General features: G+C 67.9%; 16 protein-coding genes. 5 read left to right on the top strand and 11 right to left on the bottom strand.

The window, feature by feature from the left end; translation table 11 throughout:
* Positions 1-13: 13 nt before the first annotated feature.
* A complete protein-coding gene (gene trxA, locus ADL15_RS38190) occupies positions 14-340 on the top strand; it encodes a thioredoxin (protein WP_067702040.1) in 327 nt (108 codons plus the stop codon).
* Between the two features lie 113 nt (positions 341-453).
* The gene (locus ADL15_RS38185) at positions 454-1,605 is read left to right on the top strand and encodes an N-acetylmuramoyl-L-alanine amidase (RefSeq protein WP_067702037.1); all 1,152 of its coding nucleotides are present in this window, start codon (positions 454-456) and stop codon (positions 1,603-1,605) included.
* A 73-nt stretch (positions 1,606-1,678) separates the two neighbouring features.
* Here the strand turns inward: ADL15_RS38185 and ADL15_RS38180 are convergent, their stop codons facing one another.
* Positions 1,679-2,329, bottom strand: a complete 651-nt coding sequence (locus ADL15_RS38180; RefSeq protein ID WP_067702034.1) for a GCN5 family acetyltransferase — start codon at positions 2,327-2,329, stop codon at positions 1,679-1,681.
* A gap of 213 nt (positions 2,330-2,542) precedes the next feature.
* Between ADL15_RS38180 and ADL15_RS38175 the strand changes: the two genes are divergently transcribed.
* Together ADL15_RS38175 and ADL15_RS38170 are read left to right on the top strand one after the other, a co-directional pair.
* The gene (locus tag ADL15_RS38175) at positions 2,543-3,853 is read left to right on the top strand and encodes an aminotransferase-like domain-containing protein (RefSeq protein WP_067702031.1); all 1,311 of its coding nucleotides are present in this window, start codon (positions 2,543-2,545) and stop codon (positions 3,851-3,853) included.
* 8 nt (positions 3,854-3,861) lie between these two features.
* Positions 3,862-4,815, top strand: a complete 954-nt coding sequence (locus tag ADL15_RS38170; RefSeq protein ID WP_232344794.1) for a D-alanine--D-alanine ligase family protein — start codon at positions 3,862-3,864, stop codon at positions 4,813-4,815.
* A gap of 410 nt (positions 4,816-5,225) precedes the next feature.
* Here the strand turns inward: ADL15_RS38170 and ADL15_RS56005 are convergent, their stop codons facing one another.
* From ADL15_RS56005 to rpmH, 10 genes are all read right to left on the bottom strand, one after another.
* Positions 5,226-6,071 carry a hypothetical protein gene (locus ADL15_RS56005; protein ID WP_232344808.1) on the bottom strand — a complete coding sequence of 282 codons (846 nt, stop codon included), beginning with the start codon at positions 6,069-6,071 and terminating at the stop codon, positions 5,226-5,228.
* Positions 6,072-12,530: 6,459 nt separating this feature from the next.
* Positions 12,531-13,163 carry a VC0807 family protein gene (locus ADL15_RS38160; protein ID WP_083972277.1) on the bottom strand — a complete coding sequence of 211 codons (633 nt, stop codon included), beginning with the start codon at positions 13,161-13,163 and terminating at the stop codon, positions 12,531-12,533.
* 467 nt (positions 13,164-13,630) lie between these two features.
* Positions 13,631-14,725, bottom strand: coding sequence for a ParB/RepB/Spo0J family partition protein (locus tag ADL15_RS38155; RefSeq protein WP_067702024.1), 1,095 nt, complete (start codon positions 14,723-14,725; stop codon positions 13,631-13,633).
* On the bottom strand, positions 14,722-15,762 hold the full coding sequence (locus ADL15_RS38150; RefSeq protein WP_394326974.1) for an AAA family ATPase: 1,041 nt from the start codon (positions 15,760-15,762) through the stop codon (positions 14,722-14,724). Before ADL15_RS38150 ends, ADL15_RS38155 begins: the two co-directional genes overlap by 4 nt.
* An 819-nt stretch (positions 15,763-16,581) precedes the next feature.
* The gene (gene rsmG / locus ADL15_RS38145; RefSeq protein WP_232344807.1) at positions 16,582-17,244 is read right to left on the bottom strand and encodes a 16S rRNA (guanine(527)-N(7))-methyltransferase RsmG; all 663 of its coding nucleotides are present in this window, start codon (positions 17,242-17,244) and stop codon (positions 16,582-16,584) included.
* Positions 17,245-17,587: 343 nt separating this feature from the next.
* Complete coding sequence (locus tag ADL15_RS38140) at positions 17,588-18,220, bottom strand: Jag family protein (RefSeq protein WP_067702015.1); 633 nt, start codon at positions 18,218-18,220, stop codon at positions 17,588-17,590.
* A gap of 136 nt (positions 18,221-18,356) precedes the next feature.
* Positions 18,357-19,382: a membrane protein insertase YidC gene (yidC, locus tag ADL15_RS38135; RefSeq protein WP_067702013.1), complete on the bottom strand. Its 1,026-nt coding sequence runs from the start codon at positions 19,380-19,382 to the stop codon at positions 18,357-18,359.
* A 1-nt stretch (position 19,383) separates the two neighbouring features.
* The gene (yidD, locus tag ADL15_RS52105; RefSeq protein WP_083972273.1) at positions 19,384-19,641 is read right to left on the bottom strand and encodes a membrane protein insertion efficiency factor YidD; all 258 of its coding nucleotides are present in this window, start codon (positions 19,639-19,641) and stop codon (positions 19,384-19,386) included.
* The gene (rnpA, locus tag ADL15_RS52100; protein ID WP_083972272.1) at positions 19,638-19,994 is read right to left on the bottom strand and encodes a ribonuclease P protein component; all 357 of its coding nucleotides are present in this window, start codon (positions 19,992-19,994) and stop codon (positions 19,638-19,640) included. Before rnpA ends, yidD begins: the two co-directional genes overlap by 4 nt.
* Positions 19,995-20,030: 36 nt before the next feature.
* Positions 20,031-20,168 (bottom strand): 50S ribosomal protein L34, encoded by a 138-nt coding sequence (gene rpmH / locus ADL15_RS38130; RefSeq protein ID WP_067702010.1) that lies wholly within the window; start codon positions 20,166-20,168, stop codon positions 20,031-20,033.
* Positions 20,169-20,758: 590 nt separating this feature from the next.
* Between rpmH and dnaA the strand changes: the two genes are divergently transcribed.
* Complete coding sequence (gene dnaA / locus ADL15_RS56670; protein WP_067702007.1) at positions 20,759-22,606, top strand: chromosomal replication initiator protein DnaA; 1,848 nt, start codon at positions 20,759-20,761, stop codon at positions 22,604-22,606.
* Positions 22,607-23,204 lie beyond the last annotated feature (598 nt).

Here is a 23,204-nt window from a genome sequence, read left to right as displayed (position 1 = left end):
GGGAGGACCTGTCGTGGGAGCAACCAAGGTGGTCACCGACGCCACCTTCGCCAGTGACGTGCTGCAGTCCAAGAAGCCGGTGCTGGTGGATTTCTGGGCCGAGTGGTGCGTGCCGTGCAAGAAGGTCGACCCGCTGCTGGCCGAGATCGCCAACTCCGAGCTGGGTGAGCAGGTGGAAATCGTCAAGGTCAACATTGACGAGAACCCGCAGACCGCGCTCGCCTACCAGGTGATGTCCGTGCCCACCCTGACCATCTTCAAGGACGGCGAGCGGGTCAACTCGGTGGCCGGCGCCAAGCCCAAGAGCTTCCTGGTCAACTTCATCGAGTCCGCGCTCTGATCGTTTTCGTCGTCTTTCGCAGGCCCCGCGTCCCCACCGGGACGCGGGGCTCTGTTTGTCCGCCGGAGTACGCTCCGGGAGGTCGTCCCTTTCTCGCCCCCAGGGAGTCGTGAGTGCGGTCCATTCGACGCGGAGACACCGGTCCTGCCGTTTCCGAGATCCGGTCAATTCTGGCCGGTCTGGAGTTGCTCGCCGACCGCGAGCCGGACCTCTTCGACGAAGCCGTGGAGAACGCGGTCCGTGCCTTCCAGCAGAGCCGCGGGCTCGGCGTGGACGGCATGGTCGGCGACGAGACCTGGGGGGCGCTGGACGGCGCCCGCTGGCGGCTCGGCTCCCGTGCCCTGTTCCACTCGGTGCCGGACGCACTGGTCGGTGAGGATGTCCACGCCCTGCAGGAGCGCCTGCTGGAGATGGGCTACGACTCCGGCCGCGCCGACTCCATCTACGGCGCCCGGACCGCTCGCGCGCTCGCCCAGTTCCAGCGTGAGGTGGGCCTGGCGCCGGACGGGTCCTATGGCCCGCAGACCATGAAGGCGCTGCGCCGGCTGGGCCGCAAGGTGGTCGGTGGCCGGCCGCAATGGCTGCGTGAGGCCGAGGCGTTCCGGCAGTCCGGTCCAAACCTGGTGGGCAAGACCATCGTGATCGATCCCGGCCACGGCGGCGGTGACGACACCGGCGTGATGGTGCCCGACGGGCCGCTGCGCTGGACCGAGGCCGACCTGGTGTTCGACCTGGCCGCCCGGCTGGAGGGCCGGCTGGCCGCGGCCGGCATGCGGGTGCACCTGACCCGCGGCCCGCAGCCGGCCGAGCCGATGAGCGGCGCCGACCGCGCCGCCCTGGCCAACAGCCTCGGGGCCGACCTGCTGATCTCGCTGCACCTGGACGGGCACCCCACCGACGCCGCCGAGGGTGTGGCGACGTACCACTACGGCACCGGCAACGGGCTGAGCAGCACGGTCGGCGAGCGGCTGGCGGCGCTGGTGCAGCGCGAGATCGTGGTGCGCACCGGCATGCACGACTGCCGCACCCACGCCAAGACCTGGGACCTGCTGCGGCTGACCCGGATGCCGACGGTCCGGGTCGACCTCGGTTACCTGACCTCGCCGGCCGACCGCGAGCGGCTGATCAACCCGTTGTTCCGGGAGCAGATCGTCGAGGCGATCCTGGCCGCGGTGCAGCGGATGTACTTCCCGGTCGAGCGGGACGTGCCGACCGGGTCGATCGACGTGCGGCAGCTCCGGATGGCGCTGGCCGAGCGGGCCTGATCTTCAGCTCTCGGGCCGCTTCTCAGGCGGCGCGGCTTCGAGCTCTTGGGCGGCGCGGTTTCGAACGGCTCGCTCAGTTCTCCATCGAGCTGGTCGCGGGCATCGGGCGGAGGAGCTTCTCCGGGCTCATCGAGCCGAGGAGCTTCTCCAGCGCGTATTCCACGTCCGACTTCCAGGACAGCGCGGTGCGCAGCTCGAGCCGCAGTCGCGGATAGCGCGGGTGCGGCCGGACGGTCTTGAAGCCCACCGACAGGAAGAAGTCGACCGGGGCGACACAGCCACCCTCGGAGTCCTCGTCGGGCTTGGCGTCACCGAACGCCTCGATCGCCTTCACCCCGCGCTTGGTCAGGTCACGGGCCACGCCCTGCACCAGCATCCGGCCCAGGCCGCCACCGGCGAACGCGGGCACCACCTTGGCCGTGGTCAGAATCGCGGCGTCGGCGCTCACCGGTGAGGTGGGGAACGCCATCGACCGCGGGACGTAGGCCGGCGGGGCGAACATCACGAACCCGGCCGGCATGCCGTCGACGTAGACCAGCTTGCCGCAGGAACCCCACTCCAGGAGGGTCTGTGACACCCAGGCCTCCTTGTCCAGACCCGGGTCACCGCTGGCGCAGGCGCGCTCGGCGGAGACCGGATCAAGCTCCCAGTAGACACACTGGCGGCACGGGCGAGGAAGGTCCTCGAGGGTGTCGAGGGTGAGATTGACCAGGCGGCGCGACATGGCGAACCCCTTGCGCTGGACTCGGAGCGGACCGGTGGGTAAGCACGGTCGCTCGTCCGCGCCCTGGGAAATCGTACGTCGCAACCCCCATGAACGGGAGCAGGTCGGACAACAGCTGACCCGTACGGACGGGTTCCGCCAATGTCCGCGCCGTTTAGGCTGGTCCCGAGCTGGTCGCAGAGATCAGCCGTTTCGTAGTGAGGTGAGAGCCGAATGACCGGTACTACCCAGGACGATTACACCGATCGGTACGCGCGCCGGGTGAGCGGGATGACCACGTCCGAGATCCGGGCCCTGTTCGCCGTCGCCAGCCGCCCCGAGGTGGTGTCGCTGGCCGGCGGGTCGCCGTACATCGCCGCGCTGCCACTGGACGCGGTCGGCGAGATGATGCAGAAGCTCGCCGCGCAGCAGGGCACCACGAGCCTCCAGTACGGCATCGGCCAGGGCACCGTCGAGCTCCGTGAGCGCATCTGCGAGGTGATGGCCCTCTCCGGCATCACCAACGCCTCCCCCGACGACGTGGTCGTCACGGTGGGCGGGCAGCAGGCCCTCGATCTGCTGGCCCGGCTGTTCCTGGACCCGGGTGACGTGGTGCTCGCCGAGGGGCCGACCTACGTCGGCGCACTCGGCGTTTTCCAGGCTGCCCAGGCACAGGTGCACCACGTGGCCATGGACGCGGACGGCCTCATCCCGGAGGCACTCGAGGAGGCGATCGCGTCGCTGGCGCTCGCTGGACGCCGTGTGAAGTTCCTTTACACGATCCCGACGTACCAGAACCCGGCCGGCGTCACGCTGTCCGAGGAGCGTCGCGAGCGGGTGCTGGACATCTGCGAGCGGGCCGGGTTGCTGGTGGTCGAGGACGACCCGTACGGAATGTTGTCCTTCGAGGGCGAGGCCCCGCTGCCGCTGCGAGCCCGGCGCCGGGACGGGGTGTTCTACTGCAGCACGTTCTCCAAGACCTTCGCGCCGGGGCTGCGGGTCGGCTGGATCCTGGCGCCGCACGCCGTACGGGAAAAGCTCGTGATGGCGAGCGAGGCCAACATCCTGTGCCCGAGCGCGTTCGCGCAGGGCGCGGTCACCCAGTACCTGACGACGATGCCGTGGCAGGAGCAGATCAAGGTCTACCGCGAGGTCTACCGCGAGCGCCGGGACGCCCTGCTAAGCGCGCTGACCGACCTGATGCCGGCCGGCACCACGTGGACCCGGCCGGCCGGTGGCCTGTTCGTCTGGGCCACCCTGCCCGAGGGGCTGGACTCGAAGGCGATGATGCCGCGGGCCATCGCGGCGCGGGTCGCCTACGTGCCAGGAACGGGCTTCTACGCCGACGGGACCGGGCGGGGCAACATGCGCCTCAACTTCTCGTTCTCCGCGCCGGACCGGCTGCGTGAGGGCGTGCGGCGGCTGGCCGGGGTGATGGAACAGGATCTCGCCATGCGCGCTGTCTTCGGCGGCTCCGCCGCCATCTCGTCCCAGCGCCGCCGTGGTCCGGCCGCCGGCGACACTCCCGGCCCCGACTTGGCATGATCAACCACATGGGTACGCGTGACGAGTTGCGAGTGCTGGTGCTGGCGGGCGGACTTTCGTACGAACGAGACGTCTCCCTGCGGTCCGGCCGCCGTGTGTTGGACGCTCTCCGGTCCACCGGCATGACCGCCGAACTGCATGACGCCGACGTTGCACTGCTGCCCGCGCTGCAGGCGGACCCGCCGAACGCGGTGGTGATCGCTCTGCACGGGGCGACGGGTGAGGACGGTTCGCTGCGCGGGGTGCTCGACCTGTGCGGCGTGCCGTACGTCGGCGCCGACGCGCGGACCGCCCGGATGGCCTGGGACAAGCCGTCCGCCAAGTCCCGGCTGCGCGAGGCCGGCATCCCGACGCCGGACTGGGTGGCGCTGCCGCACGACCGGTTCTCCGAGCTGGGCGCGGTGGCGGTGCTGGACCGGATCGTGTCGCGGCTCGGTCTGCCGCTGATGGTCAAGCCCGCGCAGGGCGGGTCGGGGCTGGGCGCCGCCGTGGTCCAGGAGGCCGCGGATCTCCCGGCCGCGATGGTGGGTTGCTTCGCGTACGACTCCACGGCCCTGGTCGAGCAGTACGTCGCGGGCATCCGCCTGGCCGTCTCGATCATCGACCTGGGGACGGGGCCGGAAGCGCTGCCGATCGTGGAGATCGTCCCGCGGGACGGGGTGTATGACTACGCGGCTCGGTATACGGCTGGTCTGACCACGTGGCACGTGCCGGCTCGCCTGGAGGATGCGGTGGCCTCGAAGGTGACTGCTACGGCGTTGGCGGCGTATCGGGCTCTGGGGCTGCGGGACCTGTCGCGGATCGACGTGATCGTGGCGGAGGACGGGGAGCCGCAGGTGCTCGGGTGCAACGTGTCGCCGGGGATGACGGAGACGTCGTTGCTGCCGTTGGCGGTGCAGGCCGCTGGGGTGGATCTCGGGGCGGTGCTGGGGGCGTTGGTGGAGCGGGCGGTGGCTCGGTAGGGGTGGGTTCGGCTTGGGGCACGGATTCTTCGGGATCCGTGCCCTTTGTTTTGCGCTTCTTCTGATCGCGGGCGGCGCTGGGGCCGGGGGCGGTGTGCCGATGCCGATGGGTCGAACGGCTCGCTTGAGCTGGCTCGTTTGAGTCGGCTTGTTTGAGTCGGCTTGCTCGCGCGCGGTTTGCTCGCGCGCGGTTTGCTCGTGGCCGGCTCACTGGTGCCCGGCTGCTCGTGCGCGGTTGCTCGTGCGCGGTTTGCTCGCGCGCGCGGCTTGCTAGTGCTCGGGTCGCTTGGTCGTGTCGGGCGGGCCGGTTGCGGGTTTGCCGTTTCGTTTCACGTGAAACGGCGCGGCCGCCGGAGGGGTTCTCGGGCGCTCGACGCGTTGTATCGGCTTCGGGGTGCGACGGGGTCGGGCTACAGGTCGGTGCTTCCGGAGCCGGCTGCGGCGCTGCCCGCACCCGTGCTGAGCACTCCGGTGCCGACGTAGCCGGGGCGACCTTCAGCCGTCTGCACAATGGGGTCATTTTCGTCGGAGGTGGTGCCGGTGGCCGCCGGATCGGTGCCGCCCATGGGGTCGGTGCTGCTCGTTGGCGTCACCGTGTTTGTTGGTGCCACGCTGGAGTTCCCCGGATCGGGGGATCCTCCGAAGAAACCCGACCCTGGGGCGGCAGCATCCGCTACGAGGCTGGATGCCGGGGCGCCTTCGGACGGCGAGGAGAACTCGTGGGCGGTGTCCCCCGGGGCGGGTGTGCCGGGCAGGCTGCCGGCCGTGGGTGCGTCGCTGTGTCGTACCCACGAATCCGCCGGAGGCGAAGCGGCCTGGACGTCGCCCAGCGTCGTCGGACGACGGGCCTCATCGCGGTCCTCTTCCGGGCCGGCCGGCGGGACCACAAAAGTCGACGGTGACTCCCACTGGATGTGGGCGGGCTCCGCGTTGGCCTGGCCGCCGAAATCGGCCAGCCAGGCGGCGACGAGTGCCAGATTTTCCCGCCACTGGGGCTCGGGGATGACGGGGAGGATGTCGTCCCAGAGCGAGAGGAACGTCCCGCGGAGCTGCAGCCGGCCGTAGGGCCGCGCCAGGAACCACATGTGCAGGTGCGCCGAACCGTCGCCCCACCGGTTGACGTGCACCCGCGCGACGCCGTCAAGTGAACGGATCGCGCGTTCCAGCCGAACCGTCATCACGCCGAGCTCGGCGGCCAGGAGGTTGGGCAGGTCACCCATGTCGAGGTGTGACCGGCACTCCAGGATCAACACCATCGGCAGGCCGGTCGGGCGGTCCATCGCCCGCACCCGCCACCGCTCGGAAACCCAGATGTACGCGTCGTCGGGTGTAGCGCAGGCCACACAGTCGAGCCCGTCCTCACCACTCCGCGGCGGCTCGACATCCACCGGCGGCGCTAGCTTCTTGACCCGCATGTCGCCCTCGAACGGAAACGACGGCCAGCGAGTGAAGTCGGGCAGAGGTGCGGGGTTCTCGGGCACGACGTGACCTTAGCCCAGGTCAGGACGGGCTGTCCCGACCCAATTTCGCACGATCGTGGACGCACCGCGAAGGGCTCCGCGCACCCGGGTCCACAGCACACTTTCCGGGCCCAAAACGTCGACGACAGTGAGCCTGCGACTCTCCACACACTTGACCCAAAGTTATCCACAGAAGTTATCCACAGGCACTCCCGTTTCACGTGAAACTCGACGTAGAACGCCTACACCCCCTGTGGATAGCGCAGTGGACGAGGCGCAGCGCATCGGCGTCGTTTCACGTGAAACGGGCCCTTCCCCATCTTCAACAGGCGTCACACACAGGTTGTGGATAGTGGCGTCCACCCATGCGCATGTGGCCCTGAGGTGGGCCTGTTCGGGGGTCGGCGGGAGGTGGTTTCAGCGGTGCCTGACCGTGCCAGGTCCGGGCGATCGCCGGCTGGCGGATTCACGTGAAACCAGCGGGTTTCGCGGGGTTGGGCCCACAGCGTTCACGGGTTCGCGTTCGGCGTTCGCGGCGGGCGGGGGCATCGGGTGGTCATCACTTTGGGCCCAAGGTCGGGGCTTAGTGAGGGCTCAGTGCGTGGCGCCCCTGGGAGGCCGCAGCAGTGTTCGGAGCCGCGGTAGAACAACGCGGGGTCGGGCACTCGCTGCTGGACTCAGAGGCTGCTCGCGGCTTGCCCACATGCCCTTCCATGCCTGACCTGAATGTCTTTCGCTATTGGCCTCGTCGTCGGGAACTCGGTGCGTGCCCTGCGCCGCAGGCGAGCCTGGGGGTCGACTCCTGCTTTTGGGCTCAGGGCCGACACCTCAAGTCCGGGCTCAGGGCTCGAGTCTCAGAGCTCGAGACTCCAAGGCTCAGGGCTCAGGGCTCAGGGCTCAGGGCTCAGGGCTCAGGGCTCAGGGCTCAGGGCCGACCCCTCCCGAAGTCCGGGCTCAGGGGCTCCGGGCCCCGCGGGTCGGCTTAACAGCAGAAGCTCGGCGCTGGCTCAACCTCCGGGCCCGGGTCGACCCAACCTCTTGGACGCCGGCCGCACGCTCACCCACCAGGCGCGGGCCGGCTCACCCTTCAACACCGGGCCGACTCACAGTCCAAGCGCGGGCCGACTCACAGTCCAAGCGCGGGCCGACTCACAGTCCAGACGTGGGCGGGGCCAATCTTCCAAGGAGACAGGCCGGGTCATTCTTCGGGGCGCGTGGGCCCAGCCAGTTTCGAAGCTTGGGGAAGCCCAGCGTCTGGGGCTCGAGGACCGGACCCATCTACGGTCCTTATAGAACCGCCAACCTTCGACACTTCTGGCTAACCCGCTGCCGGGCGTCTGGCTGACCGCTGCCGGGCGCTCGTGGCTGGTCCAGCTCACGAGAATCGGTACTGAACCACATTCAGTTCAGGGTCAGCTTGGACCCAGGCGCGGAGGCCTGCGCCAACCGGGCTCGCTAGGTGCAGGCCAGGAAGGGCACCGCGCCGGCCCCCGAAATCCAGCGGGCCAGGAAGCCCAACCCCGGGAAGCCGACCCGGGGGCCGAGCGTGCTGCTCCACCCAGGTCTGTCAGGCGCCGCAGTTCGATTCGAAGCCGTTGCAGGCGGGCACAAGAGGCCCGCCGCGCACGGAGCCACTCAGTAGCCCGCAGCACACCGGCTCTCAGCCAGACGGCCCAAACTTCAACAGTCTGCCGGAATCGAACCGCCCGGGTAGAACGCTGCTCGCGGGCCCTGCCTCCTATCCACAGTCGCCGGCGCTCCCCCTATCCACAGACAGCCAACCCTCGCCCCGAGGCTGCCCGCGCTGCAGGCGAGCAACCAGGCTGCCCACGCTGCAGGCGAGCACCAGTCGGTCGGAAACCTGGCCGCTCAGAGTGGCCTCGCCAGGAAGCAAAGGCCAACTGGCCCAACATCAGACGACCGCACTCGGATCGAAGGCCAAGGAATCAGGGCCAGACCAATGCCTGATTCGCGCGAGACCCGGATGCGTCTCCGAGGCCGAATCTGAAGCAGGCAAATGCCGAAGCTGGAGTGGCAAAGACCTCGGCCCGGCCGGCACAAGCCACCGCCCCTGCCGACGTTCGTGTCGAGATCCAGAAGCATCCGTGAGACACCTGCTCTCAGCTCCCGGACCACAGAATCGGATGCCAGTACCGCAGCGTCCCCAACTCGGATCCAATTCGGTCATGCCGAGCATCCCCTGCTCAGCCTCAGCTCGGGTTAACCAAAGCCCCGACCGACCCCAGCTGAGCCCAGCTCCTCAAATCAGGTCCGAGCTCTTCCCCATTCGGCCCAGACCTCGACTCGACTTGGACCTTGGCTCGGCTCGGGCATGGGTCTCCGCTCGGGCATGGTCTCGAGGTTTGGCTCGGCTCGGCTCGGCTCGGACACCAGACGTCTCGGCGAACGGCGCCACTCCGCGCCTCAAACAGTGAACACAACAGGCAAGCGGGCGGCGCTTGCTCGTGCCCGACAGCACTGACACTCAAAGGTCAGAAGGGCACCAGCCTCATCTTCCGGCGCAGTCCGGACCCTGGAGCCGAGAGGCGCCCGTTTCACGTGAAACACATCGTGACGCCAGCCACTGATCCGAAGCGAAGTTCAACTCCGCCCCCTTGTTCGACCACCACCGCAGGCGACCCGGCTCGCTATTCGTATTGCCCGGCACCCCCGGCAGACGCTCCCCCCATGTCCGGTTTTCCACTTCTTCCCCGCGTCTTGTGTCCGCACGCCGCACGCCGCACGCGGCAGCCTCGGCCAACCGCCAATCGTCCTCCCTCCCGTTTGGCCGGGGACCTCACGCCTGCTGCCGTCTCTCAGCCACGACAGTCCCGACAGGCATCACACGCAAGGCCCTTTGCCGCCAGCAATTCGGGGGTCTCCTGCGGATCAGTACATGCCGCAGTTGCTCGCACCTAGACCATGCTCTGCAGACCAAGCGAGGGGCCCCTAGCCATCAGCTGTCGACCGAACCCCTCGTCGTCTCCACGGAGAAATCCGATCCGGCGCGATACGAGTTCACCGCGTCCGACCACCGCCTGATAGAGCGCCGTATTTCCTGTGTTCGCGCCTGTCTTCATACCGTTGCCAACTCGGCAGAAACGAACCCGCTTTGGGCTCAGGCACCTGCGTTGGATCACGCGCCAACCGCGTGGTCGAGTACATAAACCGTTCAGCACAGCGCTCCCAGATCCGGATTCTCAGATGTACTCGCATCGGGCAGGACGAGCTAGCCACGGTGACCGACCTGAACTGAACCCGCCCCCAGACGAACAAAGTCGGGCCAGGGCGTGTGAGACCCCAGACCAAGCACGGCCGAGCCAGACAGCTTCTTCGCTCGGCCAAGCAATCCAAGCAAGCCGAGGAAGCCGGGAGCCGGGAGCCGGGCAGCCAGGGACCGGGCAGCCGGGCGCGGATAGCCGGCAAGTCGGAGCGGGCAGCCGGAGCGGGCAGGGGCGTCGCGGGCATGCGGGCGAGAGACCCATCCTGCGGTGCGAAAAATCGGGCTGCAGCACGGCGAAATCATCGAGCCGCATTCCACCGACTTTGCCTCGCCTTGCTCACTGACTCATCGCTGCGCACAACAGCCGGTCACTGCCAAGAAGGATTGAGCGGCGTCCACGATCTACGACAGACGACCGGCTACCCCCGGCACGGATACCAGCCGTTCCCCAGGACTCTCAGACAGATGCGGGAGTTGGTCCGCGCCCGGCATCGAGAGCCAGTGGCGCGAGGGCCCTCATGGTCCAACCCACCAAACAAGGCTCTACTCAACGAACTGCAGGACCACTCACCGCGGACCGAAACGACCTGAGCTCACTAGACCCGGGGCTGGGAGCCAGAGTCCAATACGCCTTCCGTAAGGATCGAGCCGCCCAAAAAACCTTTGACCTCAATGGTGGTCGACGACCCCTACTCAGCCGGCTTCGCCCTCCAGCACAACAACAGAGAGGCGAACTGATCCCGAGCCGGGCGCACGGTTCGCACTAGCCAACTCGCGGCCGGAGGGGGTTCTGGCTTCCTCGGACAACAGCCTTGGAGGAGCAGGGCACCACGCCCTATCCCGCCGACAACGGTCCTTGCCCCCGGAAAGGGAAGGCGCTCGGAGCATGCAGAACCCGCGCAAGTCGACCTCGGGCACACAACGTCGACGACGACTGGTAGGGATACCTCACTAGCGCCGACGTATCCCACAAGCCTGGGTGGGGCGATTGGGCCAGCGGGTTCGCATCGGGCGCAACGGCACTTCCGTCTGCACTCCGCAAATAGGTTCGCCGAGCCACTCTGCACCCAAGAGGCCGAAATCTGCGCCCGCCTGTCCCTAAAATCCGGGCACGCCGTTTCACGTGAAACACCGGCCCGACGGGCGTTCAGCACTCCACGACGAAGCGACCGACACCGAGCCTGCGCCGGCCGACTGGGGCCATGCCAAGCCAACTGATCACTCGAACCTCGGAACTCGACGAAAGCCTCTTCAGCCGTCGGCCACCGGGCATCACGCCGGCCCAGGCCGCCCCTGACGACATGCGCGCCTTCCGCTCGCACCAAGCCACGCCGACGCAGAGCGGGCCTGCCTAGCCCGCCGTATCCATCAACTCCCCGCAGGCCCGCTTCGCACATCTCTGACCGCAAATGCAACTCGCCGGAAGGCCTCACGCGGAATGCGCGAACATCATCTAGGCGACAGCGCCAAGCAGGATCGAGACATCAAAACAGAGTCGGCCGCAGGCCCAGCCGGCGCCCCGCCAAACGCAGAAGTCAGCACACGGTCAAACCCCTAGCAAGATCGCACTCGCCTCCCGGGCACCGGGCACCGGGCACCGGGCACCGGGCACCGGGCACCGGGCACCGGGCACCGGGCAGAGTTCCAATGCTGCCCCCAGAACCGCCATGCGTCAGCATGGTCTCCAAAACGACATCCGGAGAGCAGTCTCGGGGCATAGGCCAATGCCAGCGTCGGAACGGGTACGACCCGTTTCACGTGAAACATCGCCGGAGGATCCTCCGACTGGACGTCCGGACAAGCCGTCAAACGCGCTGGCACCGTCAGACCTAGACACACTACGCCGGTTCGGCATGCGCCCTTCAACCAAGGAAATACCGCCAGTCGACCTCCGACCTGACCACCGAACCGATCACCAGCCGAACGCAAATACATCTACCGCGGCCTCCGGCAGGAACGACACGCGACCGGGCGGCGGGCGACATGCAGCGGGCGGGCGGCAAGCGGTGCGCGACGGGCGACATGCAGCGGGCAGCGGGCAGCGGGCAGCGGGCAGTAACAACTAGAACCATCTCTGACGGATCGCCTTGGGTAGAGACCGGCAGCGAGCCCACCGCTCGCTGACCCCAACGCGACTCCCTTCCATCGGCGAGCCCCGAGCGCCGACTGAACGGCGTCCGCAGATTCGGCCAGCCGACAGATCCAGCATGCCTCGCGCTTGCGAGCCGGCTGGCGTCCCGGTTCAACCGCCCTACCGACGGGTCTGCACAACAGGCGGTCCAGTCAGGGTGCCAGCCTTGCTTCCGCAGGGGCTTCTGACTGAGCTACCGAACGCGGTGATGCGATGTGCCGCAACGGTTCCTGAGGGTTGCCGGCTTGAGCACCGAGGCCAATTTGGGTCACGAAGGCAGCGCGGTTGGCGGCCCGGATCGGCAAAGCTTGCTCGACGCTCGACGCTCGACGCTCGACGCTCGACGCTCGACGCCCGACGACGCCCGGTGTCCCGACGCCCCCGGCTGCCCGGCTGCCCGGATGATCGGTTGCTCGGAGGCGCCGGGACACCGGGACACCGGGACACCGGGACACCGGATGCCGGATGCCGGATGCCGGATGCCGAAGCCCTAGGCCGAAGCCCGAAGCCCACGATTCGAACCCCCAAGACCTAAGGTCCGAGACCCGAAGCCCGAAGGCCCAAGCGCCTGGGACGGATGCGGGACACCGAGCACCGAGCCAAGCCTGCCTGACTTCCCCAGTGTCCAGAAGCGAAGGCGCAGGCCCAACCGCGACCAAAACAAACACCTCGCCAACAGGCAACCATCAAAAGGCTCGAACCCCGCCAAACAAAAGCAGGCCAACCGCAGATCATCCGCAGGCTCGGACGACACCGCACATAGGGACGCAGCATAAAGGGCGGGCAAAAAAGCCCGCCCACCAAGCGCTAAACGATCAGCACGAACCCAGACCCGCACCCCGCACAGGCCGCCGAGATCCGACTGGCGCACCGCCCCGGCAGGACGGCAAGCACCAACCGATCAAGCAGCGACAAGAGCGCTCCCCGCAGCCCGCTCGCGCCGGGCAACATAGCGACCGTTCCAAGCGATCAACAAACCGAAGGTGACAACAGTCAACCCCGTGGAAAGACCGACCATGACGTCGACCGGAAGAAGAAAAACAAGAACAACCCGGAGTACGGCCTCAGCCAGCAACCCACCACCCCAAACCACCGAAGCCACCCGGTGCCCCCGCCGGACGTCCGCACTACTCGCATACGCAGCGGCAAGCTCCTCCGCCTTCGCCGGCATGAAGCTCTGCTGCGCCGACAAAGTCAACGGCTTGGTCCCCCGGAACGCAGTCACCAGGAACAGCACCCCGATCACTGCCGCCACGGCCGAATGCTTGATCAGCAAGAATCTCGGGTCCCCCGTCAGCAGGGTGAAGAGAAGCCCCACCCCGAAGACCGCTCCCATGACCATCGCGAAGGGGCTGAGTGCCCGGCTCCGAACAGCGACCCAGACGATCCGGACGCCGGCAGCCACCGTGCCGGCCAGAAGCGCCGTGGTGTCGTCCGCCGACAACGCGTGCAGACCGTAAAACGTGATCAGTGGAAGACCGAGGTCGGCAGCCATCGAGCGGACCATGGCACCCATGCCGGAATCGAGTCGCATCGCAGAACTCCTCTGAAGCGGCCGCTCCTCATCGGCGGCGATACATCGATCTTCGCCGCCAGGACGTCACCCACGGGACGACTAAACCACCGAGACCACCTGTCCACCATTCGACGGACACTATTCGACGGACACCACTCGATGGCACCACTCGACGGCACCACTCGACGGCACCATGCCCCCGCAGCCGTCGCGGGACTACCGAGCCGATCCGTCGAGGGCCACCCGACCCACAAAAGCAAAGCTACGAAGGGCGACTCACCTCCAACCCCTCAAAAGCGATAAAACCTCCCATCCCAAACCCGCTTCGCCCAACACACGCCCCCACCCAAAACCCCAGGAGAATGGCTCTCACAGAACCCGAAAAAGCAAAAAGGCACGCGCCAAAACGCGTGCCTTTCTCATCCCGACCAAAAGCCAGGGCCCAAAGAGCCGAAAACCCAGTCCACCCCGAAAAGTAGGAACCCCTACTCCTCCGCAGTATCCGACCGAGCCCCCTCCTCCTCAACCCCGATCATGCCCACTATCCGCTCAAGATCATCAACGGTGGCGAACTCGATCGTGATCTTGCCTTTGTTCCGTCCGATGTCAACCTTCACCCGAGTGTCGAATCGATCCGACAACCGCTCCGCCAAGTCGCTCAGCGCCGGAGCATGCACCTTGGCCCGTCGCGTCGGCGGCGTGGTCGTCTTGGCCGGCCCGTCAAGCTCGGCCATCTTGACGATCTCTTCGGTCGACCGAACCGACAGCCCTTCCTTGACGATCCGGATCGCCAGATCCTCCTGGGCCTGTGCGCCCTCGAGACCGAGCAACGCGCGAGCATGCCCCGCGGAGATGACTCCGGCAGCGACCTTCCGCTGCACCGTCGCCGGCAGGTTCATCAGCCGGATCGTGTTGGAAATCTGCGGCCGGCTGCGACCGATGCGCCGGGCGAGCTCCTCGTGCGAGACCCCGAACTCCTCGAGCAGCTGCGAATACGCCGCGGCCTCTTCCAGCGGGTTCAGGTTTGCCCGGTGGATGTTCTCGAGCAGCGCGTCCCGCAGCATGGCGTCATCGGGCGTGTTCCGGACGATCGCCGGGATCGTCTCCTTGCCCACCGCCTGCGCGGCCCGCCACCGGCGCTCGCCCATAACCAGCTCGTACCGGCCGTCGCCGAGCTCGCGGACCACGATCGGCTGCAGGAAGCCGACCTCCTGGATCGAGGTCTTCAGCTCCTCCAGGGCCTCTTCGTCGAAGACGTGCCGTGGCTGCTTGGCGTTCGGCTCGATCGACGACACCGGCAGCTCGGCGAAGTACGCCCCCGGAACCGGCGCGAACTCGTTCTCGCCGAGAGGCGCGAGAGGCGCGACAGCCGCCGGTGCGGGTGCGGGCACCAGGGCCACCGGCGACGGTGAGGCAGCCGCCGGCAGGCCGTCAGGGGCCACTACAACCGCTGCAGTGGGTGCCGAGGCGACAGCCACGGAAGCACCGTCCGAGCCGTTCTCGACCGGCTCAGCGGCAGGCGCCGTGGGGATCAACGCGCCTAGGCCGCGGCCCAAGCCACCCCGCGGACGGTTCTTCATGCCGTTCCTCCTGTGTTGACCCCGCGCACCGCGATCTCCAGCGCCGCCTCGAAATAGCTGGTGGCGCCCCGTGATCCCGGATCGTAGGTCATCACCGACTGGCCGTAGCTCGGAGCCTCCGAGACTCGCACGTTCCGGGGAATGACCGCGTTCAGAACCTTGGTTCCGAAGTGGTTCCGCACGTCCTGCTCCACCGCGTCGGCCAGGCGGGTACGCCGGTCGTACATGGTGAGCAGGATGGTGGAGACGTCGAGGGTCGGGTTCAGGTGCTGCCGTACCAGATTGATGTTGTTGATCAGCTGGTTGAGGCCTTCCAGCGCGTAGTACTCGCACTGGATCGGAATCAGCACCTCCTGCGCCGCGCAGAGCGCGTTGACGGTCAGCAGACCGAGCGACGGCGGGCAGTCGATGAAGACATAGTCGAACTTCTCCGGGTGGCCACTGATCGCGCGCTGCAGCCGGGACTCCCGGGCCACCACCGAGACCAGCTCGATCTCGGCGCCGGCCAGGTCGATCGTGGCCGGCACGCAGTACAGGTTGGGGATGCCCTCAACCTGCTGGGCCACCTCGGCCAGCGGCACGTTCTCGATCAAGCAGTCGTACACATCCGGGACGCCGGCGTGGTGTGGCACGTTGAGGCCGGTCGAGGCGTTGCCCTGCGGGTCCAGGTCGACAACCAGCACCCGATTGCCGTGAAGCGCGAGCGCCACCGCGAGGTTCACCGTGGTGGTCGTCTTGCCGACGCCACCCTTCTGGTTGGCGACGCAAATCACCCGTGGGTGGTCCGGGCGCGGCATGATGATCTCGCCGCTCGGGTTGAGGATCTGCACAGCTCGCAACGCTTCCATGGCCAAGGGCGGATCGTCCTCATCCCCGCTCGGCGTTTCACGTGAAACATGCTCGTCGGGCTGTACTGATGCACCGGAAGTGGGTGCGCCAGGGCCCGCGGCAGCCGAAAGTGACCCCGCAGACCCGACTGGGGGACCCGACCGGGGTGCTGGCGCGGGACCACGGAAATCGTCCGATCGGGGTGGCACTGGCGTGCCGTAGCCATAGTTGCCGGATGCTGCTGGACCGTAACCGCCCGGCCGGGGCAAAGGAACGCCCTGCTCACCGAGGTTCGGGCCGCCAGCGTTCACTTCCGACGACCGGTCGAGAGGCGACTCGGTTTCACGTGAAACACCGTACTCATGCACCGCTTTATCCCTGTTGGCTAGGAACGGGTCGGCCGGCGAAACGTGTGTTCCGGCGGGAGGAATCCGGTCCACACTATCGACGCCTGGCCAGCCTACGGCCGTCGGGCGACCGTCGCCATTCCCGTGCACAGGATGAGTTGTGCGCAACGCCGCATCGTCATCGTCCGCCGACCCCACAAAAACCATTACGCCTGACACAAGGCGCAAAGTGCCGCCATACCCGCCGACACCATCGGGGTCAGGGCCGTCCCACCCGTCACTGTCCGTCTCCGAAAAACCCTTTCCGGTACGACCATCGCCCACGCCAGACGGCACTAATCCGGTCGTATCGACGGTCTCGGCCGTGGTTTCCCGTGAAACATCACCCGTCGACAACACCGGTTCGAGGGACAACGCCGCCACAGGAGTGTGCAAACCGGAGTTCCCCCGGCGCCCACCTCTATCGGCAAACCGCTCCTCGTCCGGAACGTTCCGGGACGACTCCGCCGTGACAGCACGCCGCGCATTCCGAGTCGCGCCAAGCCCGGCCGACAGCGGCCGCTCGCCGGCCGACGGCGGGGAATCCCCAGCCGCCGGCTCCCGTCGTACCTCAAAGGTTTCTGACGCCACGGGGTGCGCCTTGCGCGCATTCCGCTTCTTCGCAGCACCCCGTCTGGCCATCTAACCCCTCCGTGTAGTCCCCCGCCCGCGATCACGGTCCCGGGATCGCGCATCACCGGATTTACGCCCAGTCTTCTTCGGAGCCTTCAACTCCCGCTCCTTGACGATCTCCACCACCCTCGCGGGCGGGTCGATCAGGCCTACCCCGCACAGCCGGACCTCCGGCTCCCCGCCACCGGCCCGCGTAATCGCGGCTCGATGCTCTTCGACCTCCTCGGCCGCCAACGCCCCCTTGAGCGCCAGCAGCCTGCCCCCGACCTTGGCCAGCGGCAGACACCACCCGGCCAGCTTGTCCAGCGACGCCACCGCCCGAGCGGTGACGATGTCCGCACCGCCGGCCTCCCCCACCACGTCCTCGGCCCGGCCGCGCAGCACCGTGACGTTGTCCAGGCTGAGCTCGGCGACCACCTCGTCCAGGAACGCGGTACGCCGGGCCAGCGCTTCGACCAGAGTGATGCGGAGATCCGGTCGTGCCACTGCGAGCACGATACCGGGCAAACCGGCACCAGAGCCCACGTCAACCACCGAAGCGCCGATAGGGAATAAGTGGGACACAACCCCACAGTTGATCAGGTGACGTTCCCAGAGCCGGGGCGTCTCCCTCGGTCCGATCAGCCCGCGCACCACCCCGTCGGTGGCGAGCAGCTCGGCGAACCGCCCCATCACGCCGAGACGGTCCCCGAAAACCTCGGTCGCCACCGCGGCGAACTCCTCCGGCGGCCGGGAGACGTCCTCCACCACCGACGACGAATCCACCGGTGACGAATCCACTGGCGAGGGATCCATCGGTGACGGATCAGAAACGGGCGAGGAAGAACTCAAGCTGTGCTCCGGGTGAGAACCGACAGAGGAACGAGAACCGACAGGGGAACGAGAACCGACAGAGACGTCAGGTCCGGCAGAAAAAGCAGGGGCGGCAGGCGAATCAGGGGCGGGGAAAGACGACGGCCCGGGCGTTGTGACGCCCGGGCCGAGGTCACCCGCGCCGAAGCGTGGGTCTGTCATGTCAGTCGGCCACGCGAACCACGATGCGCCGGCTCGGCTCCACACCCTCGGACTCGCTCTGCACGCCCGCGATCGCGTTCACCACGTCGTGCACGCACTTGCGCTCGAAGGCCGACATCGGCTCCAGGCGGACCGGCTCGCCGTGCTCCTTGACCTTCTCAACGGCGTTGCGCGCCACCGCGGCCAGTTCCTTGCGCCGCGACGCGCGGTACCCGCCGATGTCCAGCAGCAGCCGGCTCGGCGACCCGGTGGCCCGGAAGATCGCCAGACGGGTCAGCTCTTGCAGCGCCTCCAGGGTGGCGCCGCGCTGACCGACCAGCGGCTGCAGCCGCCCGCCGACCACCTCGACCATCGGACGGCCCGCGGAGACCAGCTCGTCGATGTCACCGTCGTAGTCGAGGATGTCGAGCAGACCCTCGATGTAGTCCGCGGCGATCTCGCTCTGCCGGAACAGGTCGCTGTCCGTGGTGACGCTCTCCGACTTCTTCGTCTCCGCAGCCGGCTCGGAAGCGGCAGCGCCGGCCTCGACGTCCGCGGTCAACGAAACGGCAGCCTCGGGGGCCACCGATTCGGCGACAGCGGCAGGGGCCTCCGCGGATGCGTCGGAAACAGGGGGAGTACTGGTGTCGGTCACGGTCTCATCTCCGTTGTCACTCGGGCCGAACCGAATCGGTCCGCTGTTTCCCGCGCCAGCAAGGTGCGCACGTGTCGCGGGGAGGTCTGTAGCAAGGGGAGCGCGCGGGGCCGGGTGACCCGGCCCCGCGCCGCGATCATCCCTTGGGTTTGTTCGCCGGCCGGGCGCCCTTCTTCGGATTCACCGGTTTGGCACCGGGCTTCGGGGCAAGCGCCTTCGTGTCGACCACCGGGGTGACCGGCTCCGGAGCGGCACTCTTGCGGCCGAACAGGCCACCGGTACGGCCCGGCTGCACCGGGTTCTTCAGGTCACCCGAGGTCGCGTTCGCCGCGCGGGTGGCCGAGGTGCTCTTGTTGCCGGCCATCGGCGGCGGCGGGAACTTCCGCAGCACCCACTGCTGCTGGCCCAGGGTGAACAGGTTGTTCGTCACCCAGTAGATGACCACACCGATCGGGAACAGCGAGCCGGAGATCAGCAGCGAGAACGGGATCCCGTAGAGCATCAGCCGCTGGATCATCTTCTGCTGCGGGTCCTCGGCCCAGCCGGTCTTCAGGATCATCTGGCGGCTGGTCAGGAACGTCGTGCCCATCATGACCAGGACCAGGACGCCGGCCAGGATCTTGACCGTGGTGCCGTCCGCGCCGAGAACGGCCAGCTCCGCGTCGGTCGAGCCGAACTTGGCGCTGATCGGGGCGTTGAACAGGTGCGCACCGGACGCGCTGGTGAACTGCTCGAGCGACCAGCCGTAGATGGTCTTGAGCCGCTCCGGCAGGTCGGGCTGCAGGTGGCGCAGCACGTGGAAGAGCCCCAGGAAGACCGGGATCTGCAGCACCATCGGAAGGCAGCCCATCAGCGGGTTGGCCTTCTCGACCTTGTACAGCTCCATCATTTCTTTCTGGAGCGTCTCCCGGTCACCCTTGTGCTTCTCCTGCAGCGCCTTGACCTTGGGCTGCAGCGCCTGCATGGCGCGCTGGCTCTTGATCTGCTTGACGAAGACCGGGAAGAGGATGACGCGCAGCGTCACCACCAGGAAGAAGATCGAGAGGACCCAGGCCCAGTTCGTCCCGAGCACGCGACCGTCGGGAACCCCGATCGCGTCCCAGAGGGCATGCCAGCGAAGGAGGATCCACGAAATGGCGTAGTAGATCCAGTCGAGACTCAATCTAAGCTCCAGTCACATCGGCAGGACGGTGACGGATCGGGTTAGGCACCGGGTCGTACCCGCCAGGGTGGAAGGGATGACAACGCAGGAGCCGCCAGATCGCCAGGCCCGTCCCTCGCAAGGCGCCGTGCCGCGCCAGTGCCTCCTGGGCGTACGCGCTGCACGAGGGGTAGAACCGACAGCGGGCCGGCAGCGCCGGACTCAAGTATCGACGGTACGCGACGACCACGGCCGTCAGGAGCCGGGCAGCCAGGCTCATCGCGGCCGCCGAGGACGGCGGGCGGATGCGATCGCGCCCTCCAAATCGGTCGCGAGATCTGCATATCCGGCCTGAGCGGCCGGCGGCAGAGCCCGCACCACCAGAGAGGCTCCCTGGGGAAGATCAGCGAGCAACGGCCGGACGAGGTCACGCAATCGGCGTCGAACCTTGTTCCGGACCACCGCGTTGCCCACGGCTTTGGATACGACGAAGCCGGCGCGCGCCGTGGAGGCGTGCGCCGGCTCCTCGATAAGCAGGTGAACGACCAGAGTTCCGCGGCCGGCACGACGGCCACCACGGATCGCTGCGGCGAAGTCCGAACTACGCCGCACTCGTTGCGTCGCGGCCAGCACGGCTACCTGGACATTCTTACCGGGCTAAGTGTCGGCTCAGGCCGACAGCGTGCCGCGGCCCTTGGCCCGGCGGGAAGAAAGGATGGCGCGCCCGGCACGGGTGCGCATCCGCAGCCGGAAGCCGTGGGTCTTGGCGCGCCGGCGGTTGTTCGGCTGATAGGTGCGCTTGCTCACGTCAGAACTCCGTCTTCAACTACGTCAGGGGGCATCCAGCTGCAAGACGCCACTTTATCAGAGTGCGGCGGAGCAACCGCTCAACCCTACGCAGGGCGGTTGCAGCGGTCAACCATATCCTGGGTCGGCACGCCGACATGGAGGAACCCCCCTACAACCACCTGGTCTTTCCACGCACAAAGTGAATCTTTTCCTGCGGACGAGCAGGGGATGGCGCGGGCAGCGGTTGTAGTCCCCCGGCAGGCGCTGTTAGCGTGCGCGGTTGCCGGTCCTACCTGGTCGTTCATTTACCGCGAAGCAGCGGCCAAAACCGGACAAGCAGGTGGATCGTTCGCCTCGGTGAGCCTGTTTCAAGCCCGCGCCGCTACAGGCTCCGGTGAGTCTGCCGTCCATCCGGCCGGGAGCGCCATCGGTCTCGTCATGGGTTGTGGATAACCTGTGGATAGCCGGTGGCGCCGTGCGTGTTCAGCGCGTTAACTGTGCTGGGTTGGGGGAGCCGCTCGGACGCCTGGCACAGGCGCCGACGGGCACAGACGGAAGGCCGGACACAAGGTCCACCGGGGGTCGGTGGCGATGGGGGTGGCACGGCGGTGGCCGATCAGGTCGACCTGGGCTTGCTGTGGCAGGACACGCTCAGCGAGTTGTCCGAGGAGATCGCTTCCCGGCAGCAGCGTGCCTATCTCCGTTTCACCCGCTTGCGGGCGATCGTCGAGGACACTGCTCTGCTGTCGGTTCCGGACGCCTATACCCGGGACGTGATCGAGCTGCGCCTGCGGCCGGCGATCACCGAGGCACTCACCCGAAGGCTCAACCGGCCGATACAGGTCGCTGTCACGGTCCGCCCGCCGGAGGACGGCTCCGGCATGCCCGGCACCGTCTACGGCACCCCGGTCGAGTCCGACTCGGCGCCGCATGCCGAGCCGCAGCCGCTGCACTACGCCGAACCGCCGCGCAACCCGGATCCCCGGCCGTACCAGCCGGAGCTCCCGGCCTACCAGCCCGAGCAGCAGCAGTACCAGCAGCCCGCGTTCGGGCCGCCGGACCGCGCTCCCGAGCCGTACCCGACGGGTTCCGCGCAGCATTCCGGGCCGCCCCCGTCGTACATCCGCGACGGGTCCGCGTCCCGGGCCGGCCAGGAAGCGCTCTTCGCCGACCCGATGCCGCCGCAGGCCAACCGCTCGGCCGCGAACCGCACGGACAAGGGTCCGGAGCGCGACGCCCCGTCGGCACCGAACGAGGCCGCCGTGCACCGGATGCCGGCCGACCAGTCCCAGATGCGCGACAACCAGCGCCGTCAGGACGACCGCCGCGACGACTCGATGCCGATGCGCCCCGGCGACAACGGTCCCGGCCGCCCTCAGGTCGACCTGCGCGGGCCCGGTTCGTCACCGCGGCCGGGCGGCAACGACGGCAACCGGCTCAACCCGAAGTACATGTTCGAGACGTTTGTCATCGGCTCGTCCAACCGCTTCGCGCACGCCGCGTCGGTCGCGGTCGCCGAGTCGCCGGCGAAGGCGTACAACCCACTGTTCATCTACGGCAGCTCCGGGTTGGGCAAGACGCACCTCCTGCACGCGATCGGTCACTACGCCACCACCCTGGGGCACGCGCGCTCGGTCCGCTACGTGTCGACCGAGGAGTTCACCAACGATTTCATCAACAGCCTGCGGGACGACAAGACGCAGGCGTTCCAGCGCCGCTACCGGGACGTCGACATCCTGCTGATCGACGACATCCAGTTCCTGGAGAACCGCGAGCGGACCCAGGAGGAGTTCTTCCACACGTTCAACACGCTGCACAACGCGAACAAGCAGATCGTGATCAGTTCCGACCGCTCGCCGCGTCAGCTCGCCACGCTGGAAGACCGGATGCGCACCCGCTTCGAGTGGGGCCTGCTCGCCGACATCCAGCCGCCGGACCTCGAGACGCGGATCGCGATCCTGCAGAAGAAGGCCGCGCAGGAACGCATGTACGCCCCCGCCGACGTGCTCGAGTTCATCGCGTCCCGGGTCTCCAACTCGATCCGCGAGCTCGAGGGCGCCCTCATTCGGGTGACCGCTTTCGCCAGCCTCACCCGCGCCACGGTCCAGCTGTCCCTGGCCGAGGAGGTCCTGCGCGACTTCATGCCGGACGGCGCCGGCCCGGAGATCACCGCCGACCAGATCATGGTCTCCACCGCGGACTATTTCGGCGTCTCCCTGGAAGACCTACGCGGACATTCCCGCAGCCGGGTGCTCGTCAACGCCCGCCAGGTCGCCATGTACCTGTGCCGCGAGCTGACCGATCTCTCCCTGCCCAGAATCGGTCAGGCCTTCGGCGGCCGCGACCACACCACGGTCATGCACGCCGACCGCAAGATCCGCCAGCACATGGCGGAGCGACGCTCGCTCTACAACCAGATCGCCGAACTCACCAACCGCATCAAACAAAACACCTGATTTCGTACGACCTACGCCTGCACCAACCGCAACGCCCCCGCACCGCCGAGCACACCTGACGCCGGCGGTGCGCAAGACCGCTTCCGGCCGCCGGGGTGTATCCCCACTCCCGGCAGGCGCTCCCACCCAGGCCACCAGCCGCTCCGCGCCCACCCGGCCCGCCGGATCCGCGGCCCGCAACACGCGTGACCTCGCCGCCTCGCCAGATGCTCTAGCGGTCACCCGCTCATCCGGACGACGCCGCCCATCGGCAGCGAGTTCCCCCGTCGGCTGCGGCCCCGCATCAACAGCAAGCTCCCCAGCCGGCCGTGGGCCCGCATCAACAGCAAGCTCCCCAGCCGGCCGTGGGCCCGCATCGACAGCGAGCTTCCCCGCCAGCTGTGGCTCCCGCTGGCTATGGCCCGCATCGGCCACTCGCGGGCCCGCCGACCAGGCACGCCGTTGGACCGAACCCCACAGGCCATGGCACCCCCTCTGAGCAGCTCACATTCCGCCCAGCACCGAGTTATCCCCAGCGCTGGGCCGGGAAGGTCAGCCAGGCGGCTCGGCGCGGGTTCGGGTTCGGCGGCGCAGCGGGACGATTTTCGCGTTACCCACA

This window comes from Actinoplanes awajinensis subsp. mycoplanecinus, assembly GCF_001509495.1.
In the GTDB taxonomy this organism is placed as follows: Bacteria; Actinomycetota; Actinomycetes; order Mycobacteriales; family Micromonosporaceae; genus Actinoplanes; species Actinoplanes palleronii.
Note: the sequence above shows the minus strand (reverse complement) of the source record. Positions and strands in the feature narration are given on the sequence as shown.